This window comes from Thiomonas islandica, from assembly GCF_055383445.1.
This window is the reverse complement of sequence record NZ_AP042391.1, coordinates 2,829,961-2,848,926: the sequence shown is the minus strand read 5'-3', so window position 1 is coordinate 2,848,926 and position 18,966 is coordinate 2,829,961. Positions and strand designations below refer to the sequence as shown.

Below are 18,966 nucleotides of genomic sequence, written 5' to 3'. Positions count from 1 at the left end.
GCGGCGCGCTCAATAGCGGTTGACCTTGTGCAGCAGTGCCGCCGACAGTGGCAGGGTGGCAAGCAAATGCGCGATGCGCTCGGCGCTGCCGCCGCTGCCATAGACATTGTGCGGCGGCCAGGGCCCGTGCGCGATCGCCCCGCGCACCGCAGCGGCGATCGCCTGCGCCTGCGGCGGCACGTCGACGGTGTTGGCATTGCGCTCGCGCAACAGCTGCCGGCTGCCGACGTTGACCACCGGCGTACCCAAGCTTGCCGCCTCGATGATGCCAGACGAGGAATTGCCGACCAGCGCTGCGGCATGCCGCAGCGCGAGCAGGTAGTCGGCGCGCGGCAGATGCGTGAGGCGAACGAACCCCGGCCAGCGCTGCGCGTGCAGCAGCGCCTCGATCGCGCTCGAGCCGGCGTCGGCGTTCGGCGCCATCCACACCAGGCTGAAGTCTGCACCAGCGCCGGCGGCGCGCAGGCCGTCGAGCATCGCCTGCGTCTGTGCAGCGGCCTCGCCCGCCTCCTGCACCACCGGGTGGAACAGTGCGAGGATGTAGGGCCGATCGTCACGCAACGTGCTCTCTGCCCATGCGTGGGAAGGGTTGGGGGGGAGAGATTGCCGCGCCAGCGCCGCCTGCAGCGCGCGCAGCGCCGCCTCGCGCGGGGTGTGCAGCGCCTTGCCGACGTCGTCTAGCCCCGGCGCGCCCACCACATGGATGCGCTCGGGCTCCTCGCCCATCGCGATCAGCCGCTCGCGCGACTGTAGTGTCGCGCAGAAGTGCAGCGCGGCGAGCTTGCTGATCGCATGCCGCACCGGTTCGTCCACCGTGCCCGAGCGTTCGCCGCCGTGCAGATGGATCGACGGCATGCCCAGATGCAGCGCGGCGATCGCCCCGGCGAGCATCTCACCGCGGTCACCGAGCAGCAGCAGCGCGTCGGGCTGCTCGAGCTGCAGCACCGGCAGCAGCCCGGCAAGCGTCTGACTGATTGCGCGCGCCATGCCCGCGGCGTCGCGCGAGGCGACATCGCTCGGAATGCGTGCGGCGATGCGCAGTCCGCTGGCCGCGATCTCGTCGACCGTCTGGCCGAACTCGGCGCACAGATGCATGCCGGTGGCGACGACCGCGACCTCGAGCTCGGGATGCGCCGCAGCGGTGCGCAGCGTGTGGCGCATCAGGCCGAAGTCGGCCCGAGTTCCAGACAGATACAGGATGCGACGCGGCATGGACGGGGCGGGCAAACGCTTATTGTGGCAGAGCCGGGCGCGCTGCTGGAGCGGCTGCGCGCGTTCAGCCGCCGCCGTCGCCGCCGCCCAGGTCGGCCCATTGCAACACGGCGCCGGCTGGCAGCGCGCGCGCCAGCCGCCGGCCGAGCACGCGGTCGAACTCGGCGGCGGGGATGCCGCTGGCCGGACGGCGCAAGAGCAGGTGTTCGCGCGCGAGCATGGCGCCTGCGGGCAGCGCGGCGGCGAGCACGACGCTGCGCCGCGCTACCTGCTGCACTTCGAGCTCGTCGGGACGCGGCGCCTTCACGCCGTCGCCGAGCATGGCCTCGACGCGGCGGATGTCGCGCACCAGCGCGGTGAACTCGGCCGGCTCGCTCGACGCGCGGTGATCGGGCCCGGGCAGGCTGCGGTCGAGGGTGAGGTGTTTTTCGATCACGCAGGCGCCAAGCGCCACCGCAGCGAGCGCCGCGGTGTTGCCAAGGCTGTGGTCGGAATAGCCGACCGGAAGTCCCGTCGCCTCGCGCAGCGTAAGGATTGCGCGCAGGTTCAGCGCCACATCCGGCGCAGGGTAGGCCGAGGTGCAGTGCAGCAGGACAAGGCACGGGGCCTTTGCCGGGGTGTTCTCCCGCAGGCTGGCTTGCCCATCCCCATCCCTATCCTCTGCAGGCGCGCACGGTGCGTGCATGCCTTGCGGCTCCCACCCAGCCCGCACCCAGCCGACCGCCTGCTCGACCTCCTCGAGCGTGGCCATGCCGGTGGAGAGGATGAGCGGCAGGCCGGTGGCGGCGGCCTTGGCGAGCAGCGGGCGGTTGACGATCTCGCCCGACGAGATCTTCAGCCGCCGCACGCCAAGGCGCACGAGCAGATCGACCGCTTCTTCCGAAAACGGTGTCGACATGAACTCGATACCGACCCGCGCGCAATGCACGGCGATCCGTTCGTGCTGTTCGGCGCTGAGCTCGAGCGCGCGCAGCATCGCCAGCTGGTCGGTCTGGCCGGTGGCGCTTTGCTGGTAGGCAGCGGTCGCCGCTCCGGGCAGCGCCAGGTCTTCGGCGCGAAAGGTCTGGAACTTGACCGCATCGGCGCCCGCGTCCTTGGCGGCATCGACCAGTGCGAGCGCGAGGTCCAGTCGGCCGTTGTGGTTGACCCCGGCCTCGGCGATGATGAAGGTGCGCGCCGGGCTCATCGCGCCGCCTGCGGCTTGGAGCCCATGTGCGACAGGCGCCACTCGGCGAGCGCGAAGTCATCGGCGGTGTCGATATCGACCGAGCGCTCCGCCGGCATCGGCTGCGCGACCACGCGCACGCTCCACATCCCGTCGCGCGCGGCCTGCTTCAGCGCCGCACGCCGCCAGACGTAAATCGAGCCGTTGAGCGCCCAGACCTGCGGTGCGCTCTGGCGGCGGCCGAGTCCACCGCCCTTGCTGATCGCCACGCTGCCGTCGCCCTGCTCCTCGACCAGGTTGAAATACGGGTTGAAGCCGCTGTCGAACACGGTCAGAACCAGATCGGGCGCGTCGGCGGCGGCGTGCCGCGCCAAGCAGGCGTCCAGATCCTGCGGCAGGCGCAGCGGCGAGGTCGGCTGAAGATCGATGATGCGCTCGATGCGCATCCCCTGCGCCTGCAGATGCGCGACCAGATGCTCGATCACCGGCAGCTTGGGCGTGTCGTCCTGCGCCAGCGCGGGCGGGCGTAGGTACGGCACGATTGCGCCGGCTTGCTGCGCGATGGCGGCGATGCGCGCATCGTCGGTCGAGACGAACACACCGCCGTCGATCGCCGGGTGTGCGAGCGCAAAGCGGATGCTGTGCACGATCAGCGGCACGCCGCCGAGCGGCAGGATGTTCTTGTCCGGCAGCCCCTTGCTGCCGCCGCGCGCACAAATCGTGGCGATCGTCGTCATACGGTCTGTTGCTGTGTTGTGTCGAGGGCGGGCGCGCTGCGCGCGTCGAGCAGATCGAGCGCGATCGCACCAACCTTTTCCGCCGCAGGCGCGGTCTCGTTCGAGGTCGGCGGTCTGCGGCCTGCGGCGAGCAGCGCCGGCAGCGCGCCTGGCAGCTCGGCGGCCAGGCACTCGGCGTCGGCAATGCCAAGCGCCTTGTACGGCACCGCTGCGGCGGTGATCGAGTCGCGCAGTTGCAGCACGCGGCAGCCGGCCAGATGCGCCTCGAGCGCGACGGTCGAGGTGCCGGTGATGACGAGGTCGATCGCGTGCAGCAGCGGGTGTAGCGGCTCGGCCGGCAGCGACAGCCGCAGCTGCGGCTCGGCCGGCAGCGCCGGCAGCGGCTGCGAGGGGTGCGGGCGGACGATCAGCCGCCAGTCGGAATGCGCGCGCACCGCCTGCACGGCCGCTTGCACGATACGCTCGGGCAGCGCCGGGTCGCCACGACGACCGGGGGCGGCCGGGTGCGCGGCAGGCTCGGGCTGCAGCGCAAGCAGCAGCAGACGTCGTGCCGGGCCAAGCAGCGTGCGACGCAGCGCAGCGCCCGCGGCGCGCGTTTCGTGCGCATGCAGCGCATCGAACGCCGGGTTGCCAGTGACGGTGATGCGATCGGCCGGCCAGCCGGCGACGACGAGGTTGTTGCGCACCGCTTCGGACAGCACGCAGACCCTGCTGGGGCGACGGGTGCGCGCGGCAAAGGCATCGCCCGGCAGCGCGAACAGGTCGAGCAGGGCCAGGCTGGGGACGCCGGCTTCAGTGGCGGCGTCGATCGCCGCCTGTTCGCTGCGCGGCGAGTTGGTCGTCAGTAGCAGATCGGGCCGGAGATGGGCCATGACGCGGCGGAAAAAATGCAAGGGATAAAAGCCGTGGCGGCCCTTTTCGGTCAGCAGTCGCTGCGCTGCCTGCGTGCCGACTTGCTGCTGCAAATCCCAGGCGTTGATGCCAAGGTACGCGATCGACTCGGCTTCGGCCACGTCCGGGTGCGTGTTGCCGGCTAGCAGCGCGCGTCCGAGCGCGAGCGCCTGCCCGCGCTCGCTGGCGTCGAGTAGATGCTGGAGGTCGGCGTAACCGAGCGGCGATTCGCCTGCGGCGCGCGCCGCGCGCGCTGCCGTGGTCAGCGCCAGCAGGGTGATGCGCAGCCGCGGCTGCCGCTGTCGCAGCGCACGCAGCACCGGCAGGATCATCGCGATATGCCCGCCGCCGTACGCCACGGCGAGCAGATGCGCAGCGCGTGGGGTGTTCATCGCGGCACCTGCGGCGCAAAGCGCTGCGCCCAGAGTTCGAGCGCGGCCAGCGCGCGCAGCTCGCGTGTGTGGTTGGCGCTGCCGGCGATGTGCGCATCGAACAGGCCGCGTACGACCTCGGGGGCAAACAGCTGCGCGCCGAGCGCCTCGGGCGAAAACAGCAGCTGCGCCAGCCAGTCGCGGCGCGGGCCGCGAAACCACTCGCCGACCGGCACGGTGAACATCTGCTTGCTGCGGTGCGCCAGATCGGCGCCGATCAGCGGCTCGACCGCGCGCTTGAACCAGTGTTTTTTGTCGCCACCGACGAGTTTGGCCTCGCCCGGGGTGCGAAACGCCAGCTCCATCACCCGCCAGTCGAGCAGCGGCGTGCGTGCCTCGAGCGAGTGAGACATGCCCATGCGGTCGGGCTTGACCAGGTTGTTGCCCGGCAGCAGCAGCATCATGTCGAGGTAGAGCATCTGGTTGATGCGGTCGAGATGCGCCGCCTCGTCGAGCCACGGCTGCGCCATATCGCGCACGCTGTCGACCTCGCGCAGCCGCTGCCGCAGCCAGGGCTGCAGCAGGCTGGCGCGCAGCGGTGCGGCAAACAGCGCGGTGTGCTCGACGTACTGCCGCGCAAACGCCGCCGCCGGTAGCGTCAGCCGCGCCGGGTCTGCGGCGAAACTGGCGTATTTGTCGTAGCCGGCGAACAGCTCGTCGCCGCCATCGCCGGTGAGCACGAGCTTGACGTCCTGCGCCGCCAGCCGCGCCACCTCGCGCGTCGGCAGGAACGAGGCATCGCCGTGCGGCTGGTCGCAAAACCACAATGCCTCCTCCCAGCCATCGAGCAGATCGGGGGCGACGATGCGCTCGGTGTGCCGTGCGCCGAAGCGCTGCGCGGCCTCGCGGGCGTGAGGCGACTCGTCGAAGCGCGGGTCGGCAAAGCCGATGCAGTAGGTACGCACCGGCTCGCGTACATGCCGGCGCATCAGCGCGACGACCGTGCTGGAGTCGACCCCGCCGGAGAGAAAGGCGCCAAACGGCACGTCCGCGCGCAGCCGCAGCCGCACCGCGTCGTCGAGCAGCGCGAGCAGCTCTTCCTGCCAGGCGGCAAAGCGCTGCGGCTGCGGCGTCTGCTCGGCCAGCCGCCACCAGCGCCAGCGTCGGGCACCGCTTCGGCTGATGCTCATCGCGCTGCCAGGCGGCAGATGCGCGATGCCCGACAACAGCGTGGCTGGTGGCGGGACGAAGTTGAAGGTCAGGTAATGCGCAAGCGCGGCCAGATCGAGCGCCGGCTGCGCGCGCTGCGCGGCAAGAATCGCCTTGATCTCAGAGGCGAACAAGAGCCGCTGGCCGTCGTCGGCGACGAACAGCGGCTTGACGCCGATACGGTCGCGTACCAGGTGCAGCTTGGGGTCGGCTGGGTCGCTGCGGTCGAGGATCGCGATGGCGAACATGCCGTTGAGCCGCGGCAGAAAGGCGAGCCCCTCGCGCTCGTAAAGCCGCAGCAGCACTTCGGTATCGCTGTGGTCGGTGGCAAAGCGCACGCCGGCGCGAGCGAGTTCGGCTCGCAGCTCGACGTGGTTGTAGATCTCGCCGTTTTGCACCAGGGCGATGCAGCCGTCGTCGCTGACGAAGGGCTGGTGCCCGCCGGCAAGGTCGATGATCGAAAGCCGCCGGTTGCCCACCGCTGCGCCTGCGCTGCGCAAGCTGCCGCTGTCGTCCGGGCCGCGGTGCCGCAGCGCCGCGTCCATCGCCGCCAGCGCCACGTCGGGCAGGGTGTTGCCCGCGCGGTCGAAATAGCCGTAAATGCCACACATGGGGAAGATTGTCGCCGCTTCAGTTGCCGCTGGCGCGAAACAGTTGCATCACGGTCAGGCCGAGGATGCGCAGATCGCGCAGCAAGCCGTGGTTCTGCGCGTAGTCCAGGTCGGCCTGTAGTCGCTGCATGCTGGTGGCGCGCGAGCGGTAAAGCGCCTGCGCCAGTCCGGTGATGCCGGGGCGTATGCTGTGGCGCAGCGCCCATTGCGCCTCGCTGTAGTTCGCGCGCTGCGCCGGCACATCGGGGCGTGGGCCAACCAGGCTCATGTCGCCGCGCAGCACATTGATCAGCTGCGGCAGCTCGTCGATGCTGGTGCGGCGCAGCACGCGGCCGACGCGGGTGATGCGCGGGTCGTCCTGCGCCGTGCGGTAGGGGCCGCGCTGCGCGGCATCGGCCACCATGCTGCGGAACTTGAGCAGCCGAAAGGTTTTGCCGCCGAGGCCGACGCGCTCCTGTACGAACAACACCGGCCAGCCCGACTCTAGCCAGATCGCCAGCGCCGCCGCGAGCATCAGCGGCCACAGCACGGCCAGCAGCGCAAGCGCGACGACGATGTCGAACAGACGTTTTGCCAAGGCGAGCTCCGCTCGGGGGCGCTAGCGCGCGGGGGCGGCCAGCGTCTGCGTAATCCGCCCGATCAGCTCGACCGCCAGCCGCCGGTCGCTCTCGACTTCCTGCGGCGTGCGCTGAGCCAGCACCTGCGCGGCATGCGCGAGCCGCGCGATCTCGCGGGCGTAAATCGCGCGCCAGTCGGACTGCGGAGCCTCGATGCGTTCGCGGTTGAAGGTGCGCGACAGAATCACGCTACTCGAACCCAGCCGCAGATGCTCGCCGAGCACCACCCGCCCCGGCAGTAGCCCTTCGTCGAGCCGGGCGATGCCGCCAAAGCCGAAGCGCCGGCCATGCTGCCGCGCCAGCGCCGCAACCCGATCGACCACCCCGGCGGCTAGCGGCTCGAACATGAAACGCATGCCGAGCTCGCGGTGCAGATCGTTGAGGCCGATGTAGATCTCGTCCAGCCCGGCTAGCCCCGCCCATTGCGCAGCCGTCTCTAAGGCATCGCGGGTTTCGAGCAGCGCGATCGTACCTGCCCGGCCCGCGACCAGGTCGAGGAATTGCGTCAGCTCTTCGACGCGGCGAAACATTGGCAGCATCAGGTGACCTGCGCCACCAGCGATCGCCTGGTCGATCTCCGCCGCGCTGCCTGCATGCAGCGGGTTGACGCGCACGATCAACCCGACGCGCGCCACGACGCGGCGCACGCGCGGCACGTCTTCGGGCCGATGATCCGAAATGAAGGTGCCAAGCCCCCCCTGCCGCTCGAACTTGCCGTGCCGCTCCAAATCGACCATGAGGCGCGTCACGCCGCAGGCCACGGCGAAGGCGGCAAAGTCGGGATCGTTGGTGATTTGGATGAAGTCCATCGAAAGGGTGAGAACATGGCAAAAGCGCCCCCGCGTCGCAAAGAACGGGAGCGGTGCAGCGCGCGGGCAGGAACTATGCTGCTCGCCGCAGCCTGCGCGAAGTGTAGCGATCGCGCAGCAGCCGCCCGATCGGATCGAGCCGTAGCATCGCCCAGCCTCCTGCGCCAAACACCGCGAGCGCGATTGCCAGACCCAGCGGCCACGGCATCGCAACCGCGTGCAACAGTGCAAAACACCCTGCCAGCAGCAGCAGGGCACCGAGCAGCACGGCGGCATTGCCCCATTGCGGGTCGCGCTGGTGCCGCGCCAGCCGCCACCACAGTACGCCCACCGCCGTCACCCAGGCCGCGCCGTATGCCCACAGCCCCTTACTACTTTCACCCGGTGGGGCGAGTAGGCCGACGAGTGCCAGCGCCGCCAGCCCCGCACCAAAGCCCAGCACCTGATCGCCGAGGCGCCGCTGGCTATTGAGCCGCGCGGCGAGCACGAGCTGAGCCGCCTGCAGCGGCAGCAGCAGCATGATCCAGCGCATCGCCAGCACCACCTGCGCCTGCGCCTCGGCGGTCATCCGCCCCCAGCCAAACAGCAGCCGCACCACCGCCGGCGCGGCAAACAGCCCGGCCGCCGCGATCAGCGCCGCCAGCCACAGCATCGCGCGCAGCCACTGCCGCGCTTCATCCTGTGCGCCAGCGCCGTCGCCCCGGGCCTGCGCCGCGCTCAGCCGTGCCAGCGCCAGCGCCGAGGCAACCGCAAACAGCGTATGCAGCGGTAATTCGCCGACGCGCTGCGCATACTGGAACACCCCGAGCCGGCCCGGTCCAGCATCCGACATCAAGGCGCGCGCCGCCAGGGTGTAGAGCACGGTCAGACCCGAGGCCGCCAACGCCAACAGCAGCGCGTGCAGGCTCGCGCCGTCGGGCAGCGCGGGGCGGGCTGCAGGCCGCCCCGCGATAGCTGCACGGCTGACGGCGAGCATCAGCGCCAGCCGCAACAGCGCCGCGGCGGCCACTCCCAGCGTCACCCAGACGAACTGGCCGGTGTGTGCCGCCAGCAGCAGGCCGCCGATCAGCCCGAGGTTGAACACCACCTGCCCGGTGTATTGCCACTGCAGCCGACTTTGCGCCTGCAACACTGCGCTGCCGACCATCGCCACCGCACCGGCAGGCAGCGCCACCAGCGCCGACCAGCCCAGCGCCTGCGCTGCAAGCCGCCTCTCTTCAGTCCCAAGCCCCGGCGCGAGCCACTGCACCAACAGATCGCGCTGCCACCATACCAGGGCGCCGACCACGGCGAAGGAGAGCGCGGCAAAGCGCGTCCAGCGCGCGCTCTCGGCGGCGATCAGCTCGGCGCTGCGCCCGGCCATGCGCGGCACCATCACCGCCGGCACCGCAGCCCCCCAAAGCAGCGTCACGGCCAGGTCCGGGAACGACAGCACCAGCAGCGCCGCGTCCGCATGGCCGCTCACGCCAAACTGCGTGGCGACGACTGCATCGCGCACCAGCCCGAGCAGGCGGCTGGCGGCCAGCAGCAACAGACTCCACGAGAACACACGCAGCAGCGACATGGGCTGGCATTGTGCCTGCGGGCAGGGGGGCTTTACGCCGATGTCAAACCGCGGCTATACTTTAATCTTTTAGCGCCCGTAGCTCAGTTGGATTAGAGTACTTGGCTACGAACCAAGGGGTCGTGGGTTCGAATCCTGCCGGGCGCACCAGTTTGACCGAATCAGGGGATGGGCATTTGCCCATCCCCTTTTTCATTGCGCGCTATCCGGGCGTTGCCGCAGGTCACAATACGGGGTTGCGATTTTTCCATCAAGCCATGACCCAGTCCATCCGTCCCGGTCTGCTCGTCCTCGAGGGCAACCGCCTGGAGTTGTTGCGCGATGCCGTGCTGCACTGGCTGGCGCAGCAGCCGCTGGCTCCTCTGGAGGAGGAGGTTATTCTGGTGCAGAGCAACGGCGCGGCGGAGTGGCTGAAAATGGCCTTGGCTACGCAGCGCGGCATTTGTGCGGCGACCCGTGTGGAGCTGCCGGCACGCTTTTTGTGGCGCACCTATCGGCAGGTGCTGGGCCGCGACGCGGTGCCGCCGCAATCTGCGCTGGACAAGGCGGTGCTGACCTGGCGGCTGATGCGGTTGCTGCCGCAGCTGCTGGGCCAGCCGGGTTTTGCCCCGCTGGCCCATTACCTGCAGGGTTCCGGGGCCCAGCGCCGGCTGCAACTGGCACGCAAGCTGGCCGATCTGTACGACCAATACCAGATCTACCGCGCCGACTGGCTGGACGCCTGGGCCGAGGGTCGGCAGGTGCTGCTGGACGCGCATGGCAATGCGGTGCCGCTGGCCGAAGAGCAGCGCTGGCAGGCACTGCTGTGGCGCGCTGTGCTGGACGAACTGGACAGCGCCGCGCACGCAGGCACCCGCGCGCAGGTGCAGCGGGCCATGCTGCAAGCCCTGGCCGAAGCGGACAGCCCACCGGCCGGGCTGCCGCGCCGGGTGGTGCTGTTCGGCGCGGCGCACCTGCCCGGGTCCATGCTGCAGGCGCTGGCCGCCCTGTCGCGCCATGTGCAGGTGCTGGTGGCGCTGCCCAACCCCTGCCGCTATCACTGGGCCGACATCATCGAGGGTCGCGAACTGCTGCGCGATGTCCCCCGCCGCCGCAGTGCGCGCAAGGCGGTCGATCTGGCGACCATCGGCCTGGAGGCGATGCATGCGCATGCCCACCCGCTGCTGGCCGCCTGGGGACGGCAGGGCCGCGACTTCATGCGCCAGCTCGACGCCTTCGATACCCGCGCCAGCGCGCACGACGAGCCTCCGCTGCCGCGCGCCGGGCTGTTCGACGACGCGCCCGGCATGACACTGCTGCAGCAGGTGCAGGCTGCGGTGCGCGATCTGCTGCCGCTGCACGAGCACCCGCGCCACGCCATCGCCGCGGCCGACCGCTCGGTGGTGTTTCACATTGCGCACGGCGCGCAGCGCGAGGTGGAGGTGCTGCACGACCAACTGCTTCATCTGCTGGCGCAACCGCATGCGCACGGTCCGCTGCGCCCGCGTGACATCGTGGTCATGGTGCCCGACATCGCCCCGTTCGCCCCGGCGATCCGCGCGGTGTTCGGGCAATACCCTCCGGGCGATGCGCGCCACATTCCCTACGACATCGCCGACCTGCCGGCGCGCGCCACCGAGCCGCTGCTGCTCGCGCTGGACTGGCTGCTGCGCCTGCCCGATCAGCGGGTGCTGGCTGCGCAGATCGGCGATCTGCTCGACGTGCCCGCCATCGCCCGCCGCTTCGGTCTGCAGCCCGGGGACAGGCCGCGCCTGACGCAGTGGATCGCCGGTGCCGGGGTGCGCTGGGGGCTGGATGCCGTGCAGCGCGCGCATCTGGGCCTGGGCGCCTGCGGCGAGCAGAACAGCTGGCGCTTCGGCCTGCGCCGCATGTTGCTCGGCTACGCCGGTGCCGGGGAAACGGGCTTTGCCGACATCGTGCCGTATGATGAGATCGGCGGTCTGGATGCTGCGCTGGTCGGCCCGCTGGCCGATCTGCTGGGCGTGCTGCAAGGATGGTGGGCTGTGGCCTGCACCACAGCCACGCCGCAGCAATGGGCACGGCATGCCCGTGACCTGCTCGATGCGCTGACCCAGCCGCAGGAGCTGGCTGAGCGCCAGACCCGCGCTCGCATCGATGAGGCGCTTTCCGCCTGGCTGGACCACTGTGCCGCAGCCGCGTTTGACGAGCCGGTGCCGCTTTGCGTGCTACGCGACGGCTGGTTGGGCGCGCTGGACGACATGCCCGGTGGCGGTCGCTTTCTCGCCGGCGGCGTGACCTTCTGCACTCTGATGCCGCTGCGCTCGATTCCGTTCGAGGTGGTGTGTCTGCTGGGCATGAACGAGGGCGACTACCCGCGTCAGAGTCCGCGCAACGACTTCGACCTGATGCGCCAAAGCGGTCAGTACCGCCCGGGTGACCGGGCCCGCCGCGAGGACGATCGCTATCTGATGCTCGAGGCCCTGCTGTCGGCGCGGCGCATGCTCTACATCAGCTGGGCCGGGCGCAGCCCGCGCGACAACACCGAGCAGCCGCCTTCGGTGCTGGTCGCGCAGCTGCGCGACTACCTCTGCGCGGGCTGGCAAGGCGAGGGCGGGGGCGATCTGCTGGCGCAGCGCACCACGGTGCATCCGCTGCAGCCGTTCAGCCGTCGCTATTTCGAGCAAGGCGCAAGCGAAGACCCGGCGCTATTGACCTACGCCAGCGAGTGGCGCATGGCGCATGCAGACGATGCACCACGTGCGCCAGCGACGCCCGTGTTCGACGCGTTGGACGAGCCGCTGCGCCTGGACCAGCTCGGCCGTTTCCTGAAAAATCCGGTCAAGACATTTTTCCGCATCCGTCTGGGCGTGGTGTTCGATGCGCAGCAGACGCCCGACGACGACGAGGTGTTCACGCTCGACGCCCTGTCGCAGCACGGCCTGCTGGCCGTGCTGCTCGACGACCCGCAGGCTGCCGTGCAGGACGGTGTGCCCCAGGGTATCGCCCGCCGCCTGCACCGGCTGCGCGGCAGTGGCGTGCTGCCGATGCGCGCGCTGGGCGAGCGCCAGGCGCAGATGCTGCAGCAGCAGGCGCAGCAGGTGCTGTCTTGCTGGGCCGCGCAGCAGCAGGCACATCCCGAGGAGGCGTCGCGGATTGCGCTGCGCTTTGCGCATGCCCAGGTGCAGATCGACGACTGGCTCGGCGGGCTGCGTGCCGGGCCGCAGGGCCGCGCCTGGATCGAGCTGACCGCGTCGCGCCTGCTGGACGACGGGGGCGCGCTGCGGGCGGACAAGCTAGTCGACGCCTGGGTGCAGCAGCTCGCTGCCAGCGCCTGCGGCCACGCGGTGCAGGGTTGGCTGATCGGCGTGGATGCCTCGGTGCGGCTGCCGGCGCTGGAGTCGTCGCAGGCAGCCACGCATCTGCAGGCGCTGCTCGCCGCCTGGCAGGATGGCATGCAGGCCCCGCTGCCGTTCACCGCGCGCACCGCGCTGGCCGAACTGCGGGACGGCAAGGGCGCTGCCGCCTATGACGGCGGCTATAACCGGACCGCCGAGGTCGAGGAACCCTGTCTGGCCCGGGTGTTTCCCGACTTTGCCGCGCTGCGCGCAGACGGCCGCTTCGACCACTACCTGCACGCGCTGTTTCGGCCGCTGCACGACTGGGCGCAGACCTGCCAGGCGCAGCCCCATGCACCGCAGCCCAATCCCAGCAAGGTGGCGGCATGACCCGGATGCTCGACCCGCTGCGGCTGCCGCTGCAGGGCAAGTGGCTGATCGAAGCCAGCGCCGGCACCGGCAAGACCTGGACCATCGCTGCGCTCTATCTGCGGCTGGTGCTCGGACATGGCACGGCGGGCAGCGGCTTCGGGCGGCCGCTGCCGCCCGAGCAGATTCTGGTCATGACCTTCACCCGCGCGGCGACACGCGAACTGTCCGAGCGCATCCGCACGCGTCTGGTCGATGCCGCGCAGTGCTTCCGCGGCGAGTGCCCGCCCGCGGAGGACGACGCCTTTTTACAGCAGCTGCTCGCCGACCACCCCCCGGGCGCGGTGCGCGAAGGTGCCGCATGGCGGCTGGCGACGGCCGCGCAGGCGATGGACGATGCCGCAGTGCTGACCATCGATGCCTGGTGCCAGCGCATGCTGCGCGAGCATGCGTTCGACAGCGGGCAGGGCTTCGATGACGAGCTGCTGGCCGAAGAAACACCGCTGCAGCTGCAGGCCGCGCGCGACTTCTGGCGGCAGCAGGTCTATCCGCTGCCGGCCACCGCGCTCGATGGCGTGCTCGCGCTATGGCCCAACCCGGATGCGCTGAAAACTGCCGTGTTCTCCAGCCAGCGCGCCCAGCCGCAGTCCACCTTGCCTGCGGACACTTCGCTGGCGGCGTTGTACGACCGGTTGCACGCGCAGCAGCAGGCCGCGCTGCGAGCGCTCAAGACCACGCATGCTGCGACGATCGCCGAAATGCGCGACTGGCTGCTGCCGCTGCTGCAGTCGGCAGACTGTCCGCTAAACAAGAAGTCGTATGCACCGGGCAGTGTGCAACGCTGGTTCGACGCACTGAACGCCTGGCTGAACGACCCAGCGCAGCTACACCCTGCGCTGAAAGGCGACGACTGGGACAAACTCACCCCACAGGGGCTGCGCAACAGGTGCAACAAGGGCAGGCAGGTCAACCCGCCCGCCGCGTTCGAAAGGGTGGCCGAGCTGCGCGCCGGATTGGCCGCGCTGCCCGATCCGGCGCCGGCGCTGCAGGCTTTTGCCGCGGCGCAGGTGCAATCGCGCCTGCGCGAACTCAAGGCCGCGGCCGGGCAGCTGGGCTTTCACGACCTGCTCGAGCGTCTGGACGCGGCCCTAGCCGGACCTCGGGGCGCGCAGTTGCGCACGCGCATCCTGCAGCAATACCCAGTGGCACTGATCGACGAATTCCAGGACACATCGGCGCTGCAGTTTCAGGTGTTCGACCGGCTGTACGCCATCACCGACACGCCGCCTGCGCCGCCCGTGCCCACCGCGGTGCTGCTCATCGGCGACCCCAAGCAGTCGATCTATGCATTTCGCGGGGCGGACATTGCCAGTTACCTGCGCGCCCGCACCGCCACCGAGGGCCGGCATGCGGTGCTCGGCGTCAACCGGCGATCCACCCAGGCGCTGGTGGATGCGGTCAACCGCCTGTTCTGCACCCGCGAGCGCGCAGACGGTGCCGGCGCCTTTCTGTACTGGCAGGCGGGCCCGCCCGCGGCCAACCCGCTGCCCTTCCTCGAGGTGCGGGCCCACGGTCGGCCCGAGCAACTGGTCTGCGCCAGCGGCGATCTGCCCGCGCTGCAGTTCAGCGTGGATGTACAGCCGCAGGCCAAGGAAGCAGTCCGGCAGCGCTTTGCCGAGCTCGCCGCAGCCCGCGTGGTCGAGCTGCTCGGCGATCCGCAGGCCGGATTCGTCCGCCAAGGCGACCGGGTATTCAGCCGCCTGCGCCCGAGCGATGTGGCGGTGCTCGTGCGTGACGGGAACGAGGCTGGCGCGGTGCGCCGGGCGCTGTCGCGTCGCGGCGTGGCCTCGGTGTTCCTGTCCGACCGCGACTCGGTGTTCGCTACCCCTGAGGCGGCCGATCTGCTGCGCTGGCTGCGCGCGGTGGCCGCGCCGCGCGACGCCCGGCTGGTCCGCGCCGCGTTCGCCACCGCCACCTTAGGGTTCAATCTGGCCGAGCTGGCCGCGCTGGCCACCGACGACACCGTGTTCGAGCAGCGCCTGGCGCTGCTGCAGGAGCTACAGCGCATTTGGCAGCGCCAGGGCGTGCAGCCCATGCTACGCCAGACCCTGTTCCGCTTGAACCTGCCAGCGCGCTGGCTGGGCGCTGACGACGGGGAGCGGCGCCTGACCAATGTGCTGCATCTGGCCGAACTGCTGCAGACCGCAAGCAGCGGCCTTGACGGCGAACAGGCGCTGATCCGCTGGCTGCAAGCGCAGCTGCAGGGCGAGGGCGGGGACGAGCGCATCGTCCGTCTGGAAAGCGAGGCCGATCTGGTGCGCGTGGTCACCATCCACAAGTCCAAGGGCCTGGAATATCCGGTGGTGCTGCTGCCGTTTGCCACCGCCTGCAAGTCGCAACCCGATCCCGCGCTTGATCTGGAGCGGCTGCGCGAGGATCTGCGGCTGCTCTATGTGGCGCTCACCCGCGCCCGTCACGCGCTATGGGTCGGTGTGGGCGCGATCAAAGAGCACAGCAAGAGCTGCCCGTTCCATCGCTGTGCCATTGGTTATTTGCTGGGCGGACCGAGTCCGCAGGCGGACATCCGCAGCCTGCTCGAACAAGTGTTCGCCGGGCAGCCAGGCGTGCAGATCGATGACGCACCGCCCATGCCCGCGTCCGATCGTCTGCAGTACGCATCCGCGCCGCCGCTGCGCCCTGCGCCGACCTACCGCGGCGATTTCGAGCGTGACTGGGGCATCGGCAGCTTTTCCGCGCTGGTGCGCGATCTGGCGCCGCGCAGCACGCAGCAGCCTGCGGCGGCGCCCACGCTGCAGGACGAACTGCCGGACCTGCCGCTGCCGCCCGTGGCCCAGCCGCTGCAGGACGCCGCGCGCCACCGCTTCGCCCGCGGCGCGCTGGCCGGCAAGTTCGTGCATGAGCAGCTCGCCTGGCTGGCCGAACATGCGTTCGCGCTGGAGGCCGACCCCACGCTGCAGAGCCGTCTGCTGCAGCGCTGCGCTTGGCAGGGCTGGGACGAGACCGGCGCGCAGGACCTGCTGGAGTGGCTGCGCGAGGTGGTCTGCACCGTGCTGCCGCCGCTGGGCGCGGCGCTGCCCGAACTCGCGCACGTCTTGCCGGAAATGGAATTCTGGTTTCCGGTCGAGCGGGTGGCTGCCGCGCAGATCGACGCGCTGTGCCGCCGTCACATCCTGCCGGGGCAGCCGCGCCCGCCGCTGACCGAGCGCATGCTGCACGGCATGGTGATGGGCTTTGCCGATCTGGTGTTCGCCTTCGGCGGACGTTACTGGGTGCTCGACTACAAGAGCAACGCCATCGGGCCTGACGATGCCCACTACACCCGGCAGGCGCTAGAAGCCGAAGTCCTCGCGCATCGCTACGACGTGCAGTGCGCGCTGTACCTACTGGCGCTGCACCGCCTGCTGCGCGCACGCCTGGGCGCGGGTTATCGTCCGCTGCAGCATCTGGGCGGTGCACTCGACCTGTTTTTGCGCGGGATTCGCGGGCCGCAGTCGGGCTGTGTGCACATTGCTCCGGATGCGGCACTGCTCGACGCGCTCGACGCCCTGTTCGCCCCCGCCAGGGAGGTGGCGCCATGAACCCGCCGCGCTTGCCCGGGGTCGATCCGCGCAGCCAGGAGTTGCTCGACTTGTTGCACGCCTGGGCCGACGCCGGCGCGCTGCGCCGGCTGGACGCGGCGCTGGCGCGGTTCATCGCAGAGCTGTGCCCGCAGGCCTCGCCGCAGGTGCTGCTTGCCGTGGCCGTGCTGGCCCATCTCGAAGCGCAGGGCCACACCTGCGTGTTGCTCGACGAACTGCCGCAGCACATCGCCGCGCTGCGGCAGCAGGCGGCGCAGGCCGGTCTGCCGACGTCAACCCTGCTCGATGCCGTGCCGCAGGGTTGGGACGCCGCGCTGCGGGAGTGCACCGCGGTGCACGAGGAGGGCAGGGCGGACGCCGGCGCTCCGCTGGTGCTCGGCGCAGCACGGCTGTACCTGCGCCGCTACTGGCGCGACGAACTGCGGGTGGCCGCGCAGGTGCGACAGCGCCTGCGGCCAGAGGTCGGGGTCGATTCCGACCGCGCCGCCGCGGTGCTGGCGCGGCTGTTTCCAGCATCGGCTGGCCCGGAGGTGGACTGGCAGAAACTGGCCTGCGCTGCGGCGCTGCGCGCACGGTTGACCGTGCTCACCGGCGGGCCCGGCACCGGCAAGACCTTCACTGCCGCGCGCATGCTGGCGCTGCTGCTGGCCACTGCCGAGCAGCCTGCCGCGCTGCGCGTGGCGCTGGCCGCCCCCACCGGCAAGGCCGCGGCGCGGCTGAAGCAGTCGATCGACCAGGCGCTGCAAACCCTGCCGGCGATCGACGGCGTGGACGATCTGGCGCGGCACATCGGCCCGGCGCGCACCCTGCACAGCCTGCTGGGCGCGCGGCCCGACACCCGGCGCTTCGCCCGCGATGCGGCACATCCGCTGCAGGTCGATGTGCTGCTGATCGACGAGGCGTCGATGATCCATCTGGAAATGATGGCTGCGGTGCTCGCCGCTCTGCCGCCATCTGCTCGGTTGATCCTTCTGGGCGACAAGGATCAGCTCGCCTCGGTCGAGGCCGGCGCAGTGCTGGGCGATCTGTGCGCCGATGCCCAGTACGGTCGCTACCGCCCCGACACCGCACAGGCGCTGCTGATGCTGAGCGGTCAGCGCATTCCGCCCCAACTGATCGACCCTGCCGGCAGCGCGCTGGCGCAGCAGGTGGTCATGCTGCGCCGCAGCCACCGGTTCGGCGGCAGCATCGGCCGGCTCGCCGCCGCGGTGCACGCGGGCGATGCGCAGGCGGCGCTGGCCTTGCTCGGCGATCCGCCGGATGCGGCGGTACGCCAGTTGCCGCCGTCGCCGCAGCTGCATGACCAGCTGGTCGGCCTGGCGGTTGCCGGGCGCGATCAGGCCGCGGGCTTTGCGCAGTACGCGAGTCTGCTGCAGCGCCAGCCGTCCGAGCGCACCGCCTGGGAGCACTGGGCGCAGGAAGTGCTCGACGCGTTCGAGCGATGCCGTGTACTGTGCGCGGTGCGTGACGGCCCATGGGGGGTGGACGCGCTCAATACCGCGATCGCCGAGCGGCTGGATGCGCTGGGGCTGCTGCGCTGCCGCGGCGCGTGGTACGCCGGACGGCCGGTCATGGTCACGCGCAACGATCACGCGCTGGGCGTGCTCAACGGGGATGTGGGTCTGGTGCTGCCCACGCCCGATGGCGGCCTGCGCGTGGTGTTCGGCAGCGGCCTGGCGCTGCGTACGGTGAGCATCAGCCGCCTGTCGGAGGTGCAGACCGCGTTTGCGATGACCGTGCATCAGGCGCAGGGTTCCGAATTCGCCCATGTGGTACTGGTGCTGCCCGAGCGCAGCGCCGCGGTTCGCCGTGAACTGATCTACACCGGCCTGACCCGCGCGCGCAGCGCCTTCACCCTGGCCTGTGCCGATATCCAGACCCTGTGCGAGGGCATCGCACACACCACCCGCCGCGCCAGCGGCCTGCTCGAACGCATCCACTGTGCATCCACGCCATGAACAAAGCCTTTGTCCGCGAACCGTCCGAAGACGCCGACGATGACGACGGCGCCCAGCTGCCCCCGCTGCCTGCGGGCGGCAAGAACTACATCACTCCGCAGGGCTTTGCCCGGCTGCGCGCCGAACTCAGACAGCTGCTCGAGGTGGAGCGCCCCAAGGTGGTCGAGGCCGTGTCATGGGCAGCCAAAAACGGCGATCGCTCGGAAAACGGCGACTACATTTACGGCAAGCGACGGTTGCGTGAGATCGACCGGCGCATCCGCTTTCTGACCAAGCGTCTGGACATCGCCGTGGTGGTCGACCCCAGCCTGCAGCACGGCAACGACCAGATTTTTTTCGGCGCCACGGTGCGGTATGTCAACGACGCGGGCGAGGAGCACACCGTCACCATTGTCGGCATCGACGAAACCGAGCCACTGCAGGGCCGCATCAGCTGGATTTCGCCAGTGGCACGCGCGCTGCTCAAGGCGCGCGAGGGCGACACGGTCAGCCTGCCCACCCCTGCGGGCATGGCCACGCTGGACATCCTGGAGGTGAGCTATCCGCCGCGCAGCTGAA

Annotated in this window: 12 protein-coding genes and 1 tRNA gene; 5 read left to right on the top strand and 8 right to left on the bottom strand. The window is 70.4% G+C overall.

Annotated elements, in window-relative coordinates; genetic code table 11:
- Positions 1-9: 9 nt before the first annotated feature.
- The 8 genes from neuC to ACZ47F_RS13740 all read right to left on the bottom strand — a co-directional run bounded on the left by neuC (position 10) and on the right by ACZ47F_RS13740 (position 9,186).
- Complete coding sequence (gene neuC, locus ACZ47F_RS13775) at positions 10-1,212, bottom strand: UDP-N-acetylglucosamine 2-epimerase (RefSeq protein ID WP_464925231.1); 1,203 nt, start codon at positions 1,210-1,212, stop codon at positions 10-12.
- A 64-nt stretch (positions 1,213-1,276) separates the two neighbouring features.
- Complete coding sequence (gene neuB, locus ACZ47F_RS13770) at positions 1,277-2,398, bottom strand: N-acetylneuraminate synthase (RefSeq protein WP_464925230.1); 1,122 nt, start codon at positions 2,396-2,398, stop codon at positions 1,277-1,279.
- A complete protein-coding gene (locus tag ACZ47F_RS13765) occupies positions 2,395-3,114 on the bottom strand; it encodes an acylneuraminate cytidylyltransferase family protein (protein WP_464925229.1) in 720 nt (239 codons plus the stop codon). The genes neuB and ACZ47F_RS13765 overlap by 4 nt, the downstream gene beginning before the upstream one ends.
- Positions 3,111-4,397 (bottom strand): UDP-glycosyltransferase, encoded by a 1,287-nt coding sequence (locus ACZ47F_RS13760; protein ID WP_464925228.1) that lies wholly within the window; start codon positions 4,395-4,397, stop codon positions 3,111-3,113. The genes ACZ47F_RS13765 and ACZ47F_RS13760 overlap by 4 nt, the downstream gene beginning before the upstream one ends.
- A complete protein-coding gene (gene asnB, locus ACZ47F_RS13755; protein WP_464925227.1) occupies positions 4,394-6,196 on the bottom strand; it encodes an asparagine synthase (glutamine-hydrolyzing) in 1,803 nt (600 codons plus the stop codon). The genes ACZ47F_RS13760 and asnB overlap by 4 nt, the downstream gene beginning before the upstream one ends.
- A 19-nt stretch (positions 6,197-6,215) precedes the next feature.
- The gene (locus ACZ47F_RS13750) at positions 6,216-6,773 is read right to left on the bottom strand and encodes a sugar transferase (RefSeq protein WP_464925226.1); all 558 of its coding nucleotides are present in this window, start codon (positions 6,771-6,773) and stop codon (positions 6,216-6,218) included.
- A gap of 21 nt (positions 6,774-6,794) precedes the next feature.
- A complete protein-coding gene (locus ACZ47F_RS13745; RefSeq protein WP_464925225.1) occupies positions 6,795-7,622 on the bottom strand; it encodes an aldolase/citrate lyase family protein in 828 nt (275 codons plus the stop codon).
- Between the two features lie 73 nt (positions 7,623-7,695).
- Positions 7,696-9,186, bottom strand: a complete 1,491-nt coding sequence (locus tag ACZ47F_RS13740; RefSeq protein ID WP_464925224.1) for a lipid II flippase MurJ — start codon at positions 9,184-9,186, stop codon at positions 7,696-7,698.
- A gap of 72 nt (positions 9,187-9,258) precedes the next feature.
- Here ACZ47F_RS13740 and ACZ47F_RS13735 point away from each other — a divergent pair.
- The 5 genes from ACZ47F_RS13735 (at position 9,259) to greB (ending at position 18,965) form a co-directional block, all read left to right on the top strand.
- Positions 9,259-9,336, top strand: a tRNA-Arg gene (locus ACZ47F_RS13735).
- A gap of 107 nt (positions 9,337-9,443) precedes the next feature.
- Positions 9,444-12,872: an exodeoxyribonuclease V subunit gamma gene (gene recC / locus ACZ47F_RS13730; RefSeq protein ID WP_464925223.1), complete on the top strand. Its 3,429-nt coding sequence runs from the start codon at positions 9,444-9,446 to the stop codon at positions 12,870-12,872.
- The gene (gene recB / locus ACZ47F_RS13725) at positions 12,869-16,450 is read left to right on the top strand and encodes an exodeoxyribonuclease V subunit beta (protein WP_464925222.1); all 3,582 of its coding nucleotides are present in this window, start codon (positions 12,869-12,871) and stop codon (positions 16,448-16,450) included. Before recC ends, recB begins: the two co-directional genes overlap by 4 nt.
- Complete coding sequence (recD, locus tag ACZ47F_RS13720; protein ID WP_464925221.1) at positions 16,447-18,408, top strand: exodeoxyribonuclease V subunit alpha; 1,962 nt, start codon at positions 16,447-16,449, stop codon at positions 18,406-18,408. Before recB ends, recD begins: the two co-directional genes overlap by 4 nt.
- Positions 18,405-18,965 (top strand): transcription elongation factor GreB, encoded by a 561-nt coding sequence (greB, locus tag ACZ47F_RS13715; RefSeq protein WP_464925220.1) that lies wholly within the window; start codon positions 18,405-18,407, stop codon positions 18,963-18,965. Before recD ends, greB begins: the two co-directional genes overlap by 4 nt.
- Position 18,966 lies beyond the last annotated feature (1 nt).

Excerpts from the sequence above, each read along its gene's own strand:
- neuC (WP_464925231.1), bottom strand. The coding sequence starts at position 1,212 with ATGCCGCGTCGCATCCTGTATCTGTCTGGAACTCGGGCCGACTTCGGC.
- neuB (WP_464925230.1), bottom strand. The coding sequence starts at position 2,398 with ATGAGCCCGGCGCGCACCTTCATCATCGCCGAGGCCGGGGTCAACCAC.
- ACZ47F_RS13765 (WP_464925229.1), bottom strand. The coding sequence starts at position 3,114 with ATGACGACGATCGCCACGATTTGTGCGCGCGGCGGCAGCAAGGGGCTG.
- ACZ47F_RS13760 (WP_464925228.1), bottom strand. The coding sequence starts at position 4,397 with ATGAACACCCCACGCGCTGCGCATCTGCTCGCCGTGGCGTACGGCGGC.
- asnB (WP_464925227.1), bottom strand. The coding sequence starts at position 6,196 with ATGTGTGGCATTTACGGCTATTTCGACCGCGCGGGCAACACCCTGCCC.
- ACZ47F_RS13745 (WP_464925225.1), bottom strand. The coding sequence starts at position 7,622 with ATGGACTTCATCCAAATCACCAACGATCCCGACTTTGCCGCCTTCGCC.
- ACZ47F_RS13740 (WP_464925224.1), bottom strand. The coding sequence starts at position 9,186 with ATGTCGCTGCTGCGTGTGTTCTCGTGGAGTCTGTTGCTGCTGGCCGCC.
- recC (WP_464925223.1), top strand. The coding sequence starts at position 9,444 with ATGACCCAGTCCATCCGTCCCGGTCTGCTCGTCCTCGAGGGCAACCGC.
- recB (WP_464925222.1), top strand. The coding sequence starts at position 12,869 with ATGACCCGGATGCTCGACCCGCTGCGGCTGCCGCTGCAGGGCAAGTGG.
- recD (WP_464925221.1), top strand. The coding sequence starts at position 16,447 with ATGAACCCGCCGCGCTTGCCCGGGGTCGATCCGCGCAGCCAGGAGTTG.
- greB (WP_464925220.1), top strand. The coding sequence starts at position 18,405 with ATGAACAAAGCCTTTGTCCGCGAACCGTCCGAAGACGCCGACGATGAC.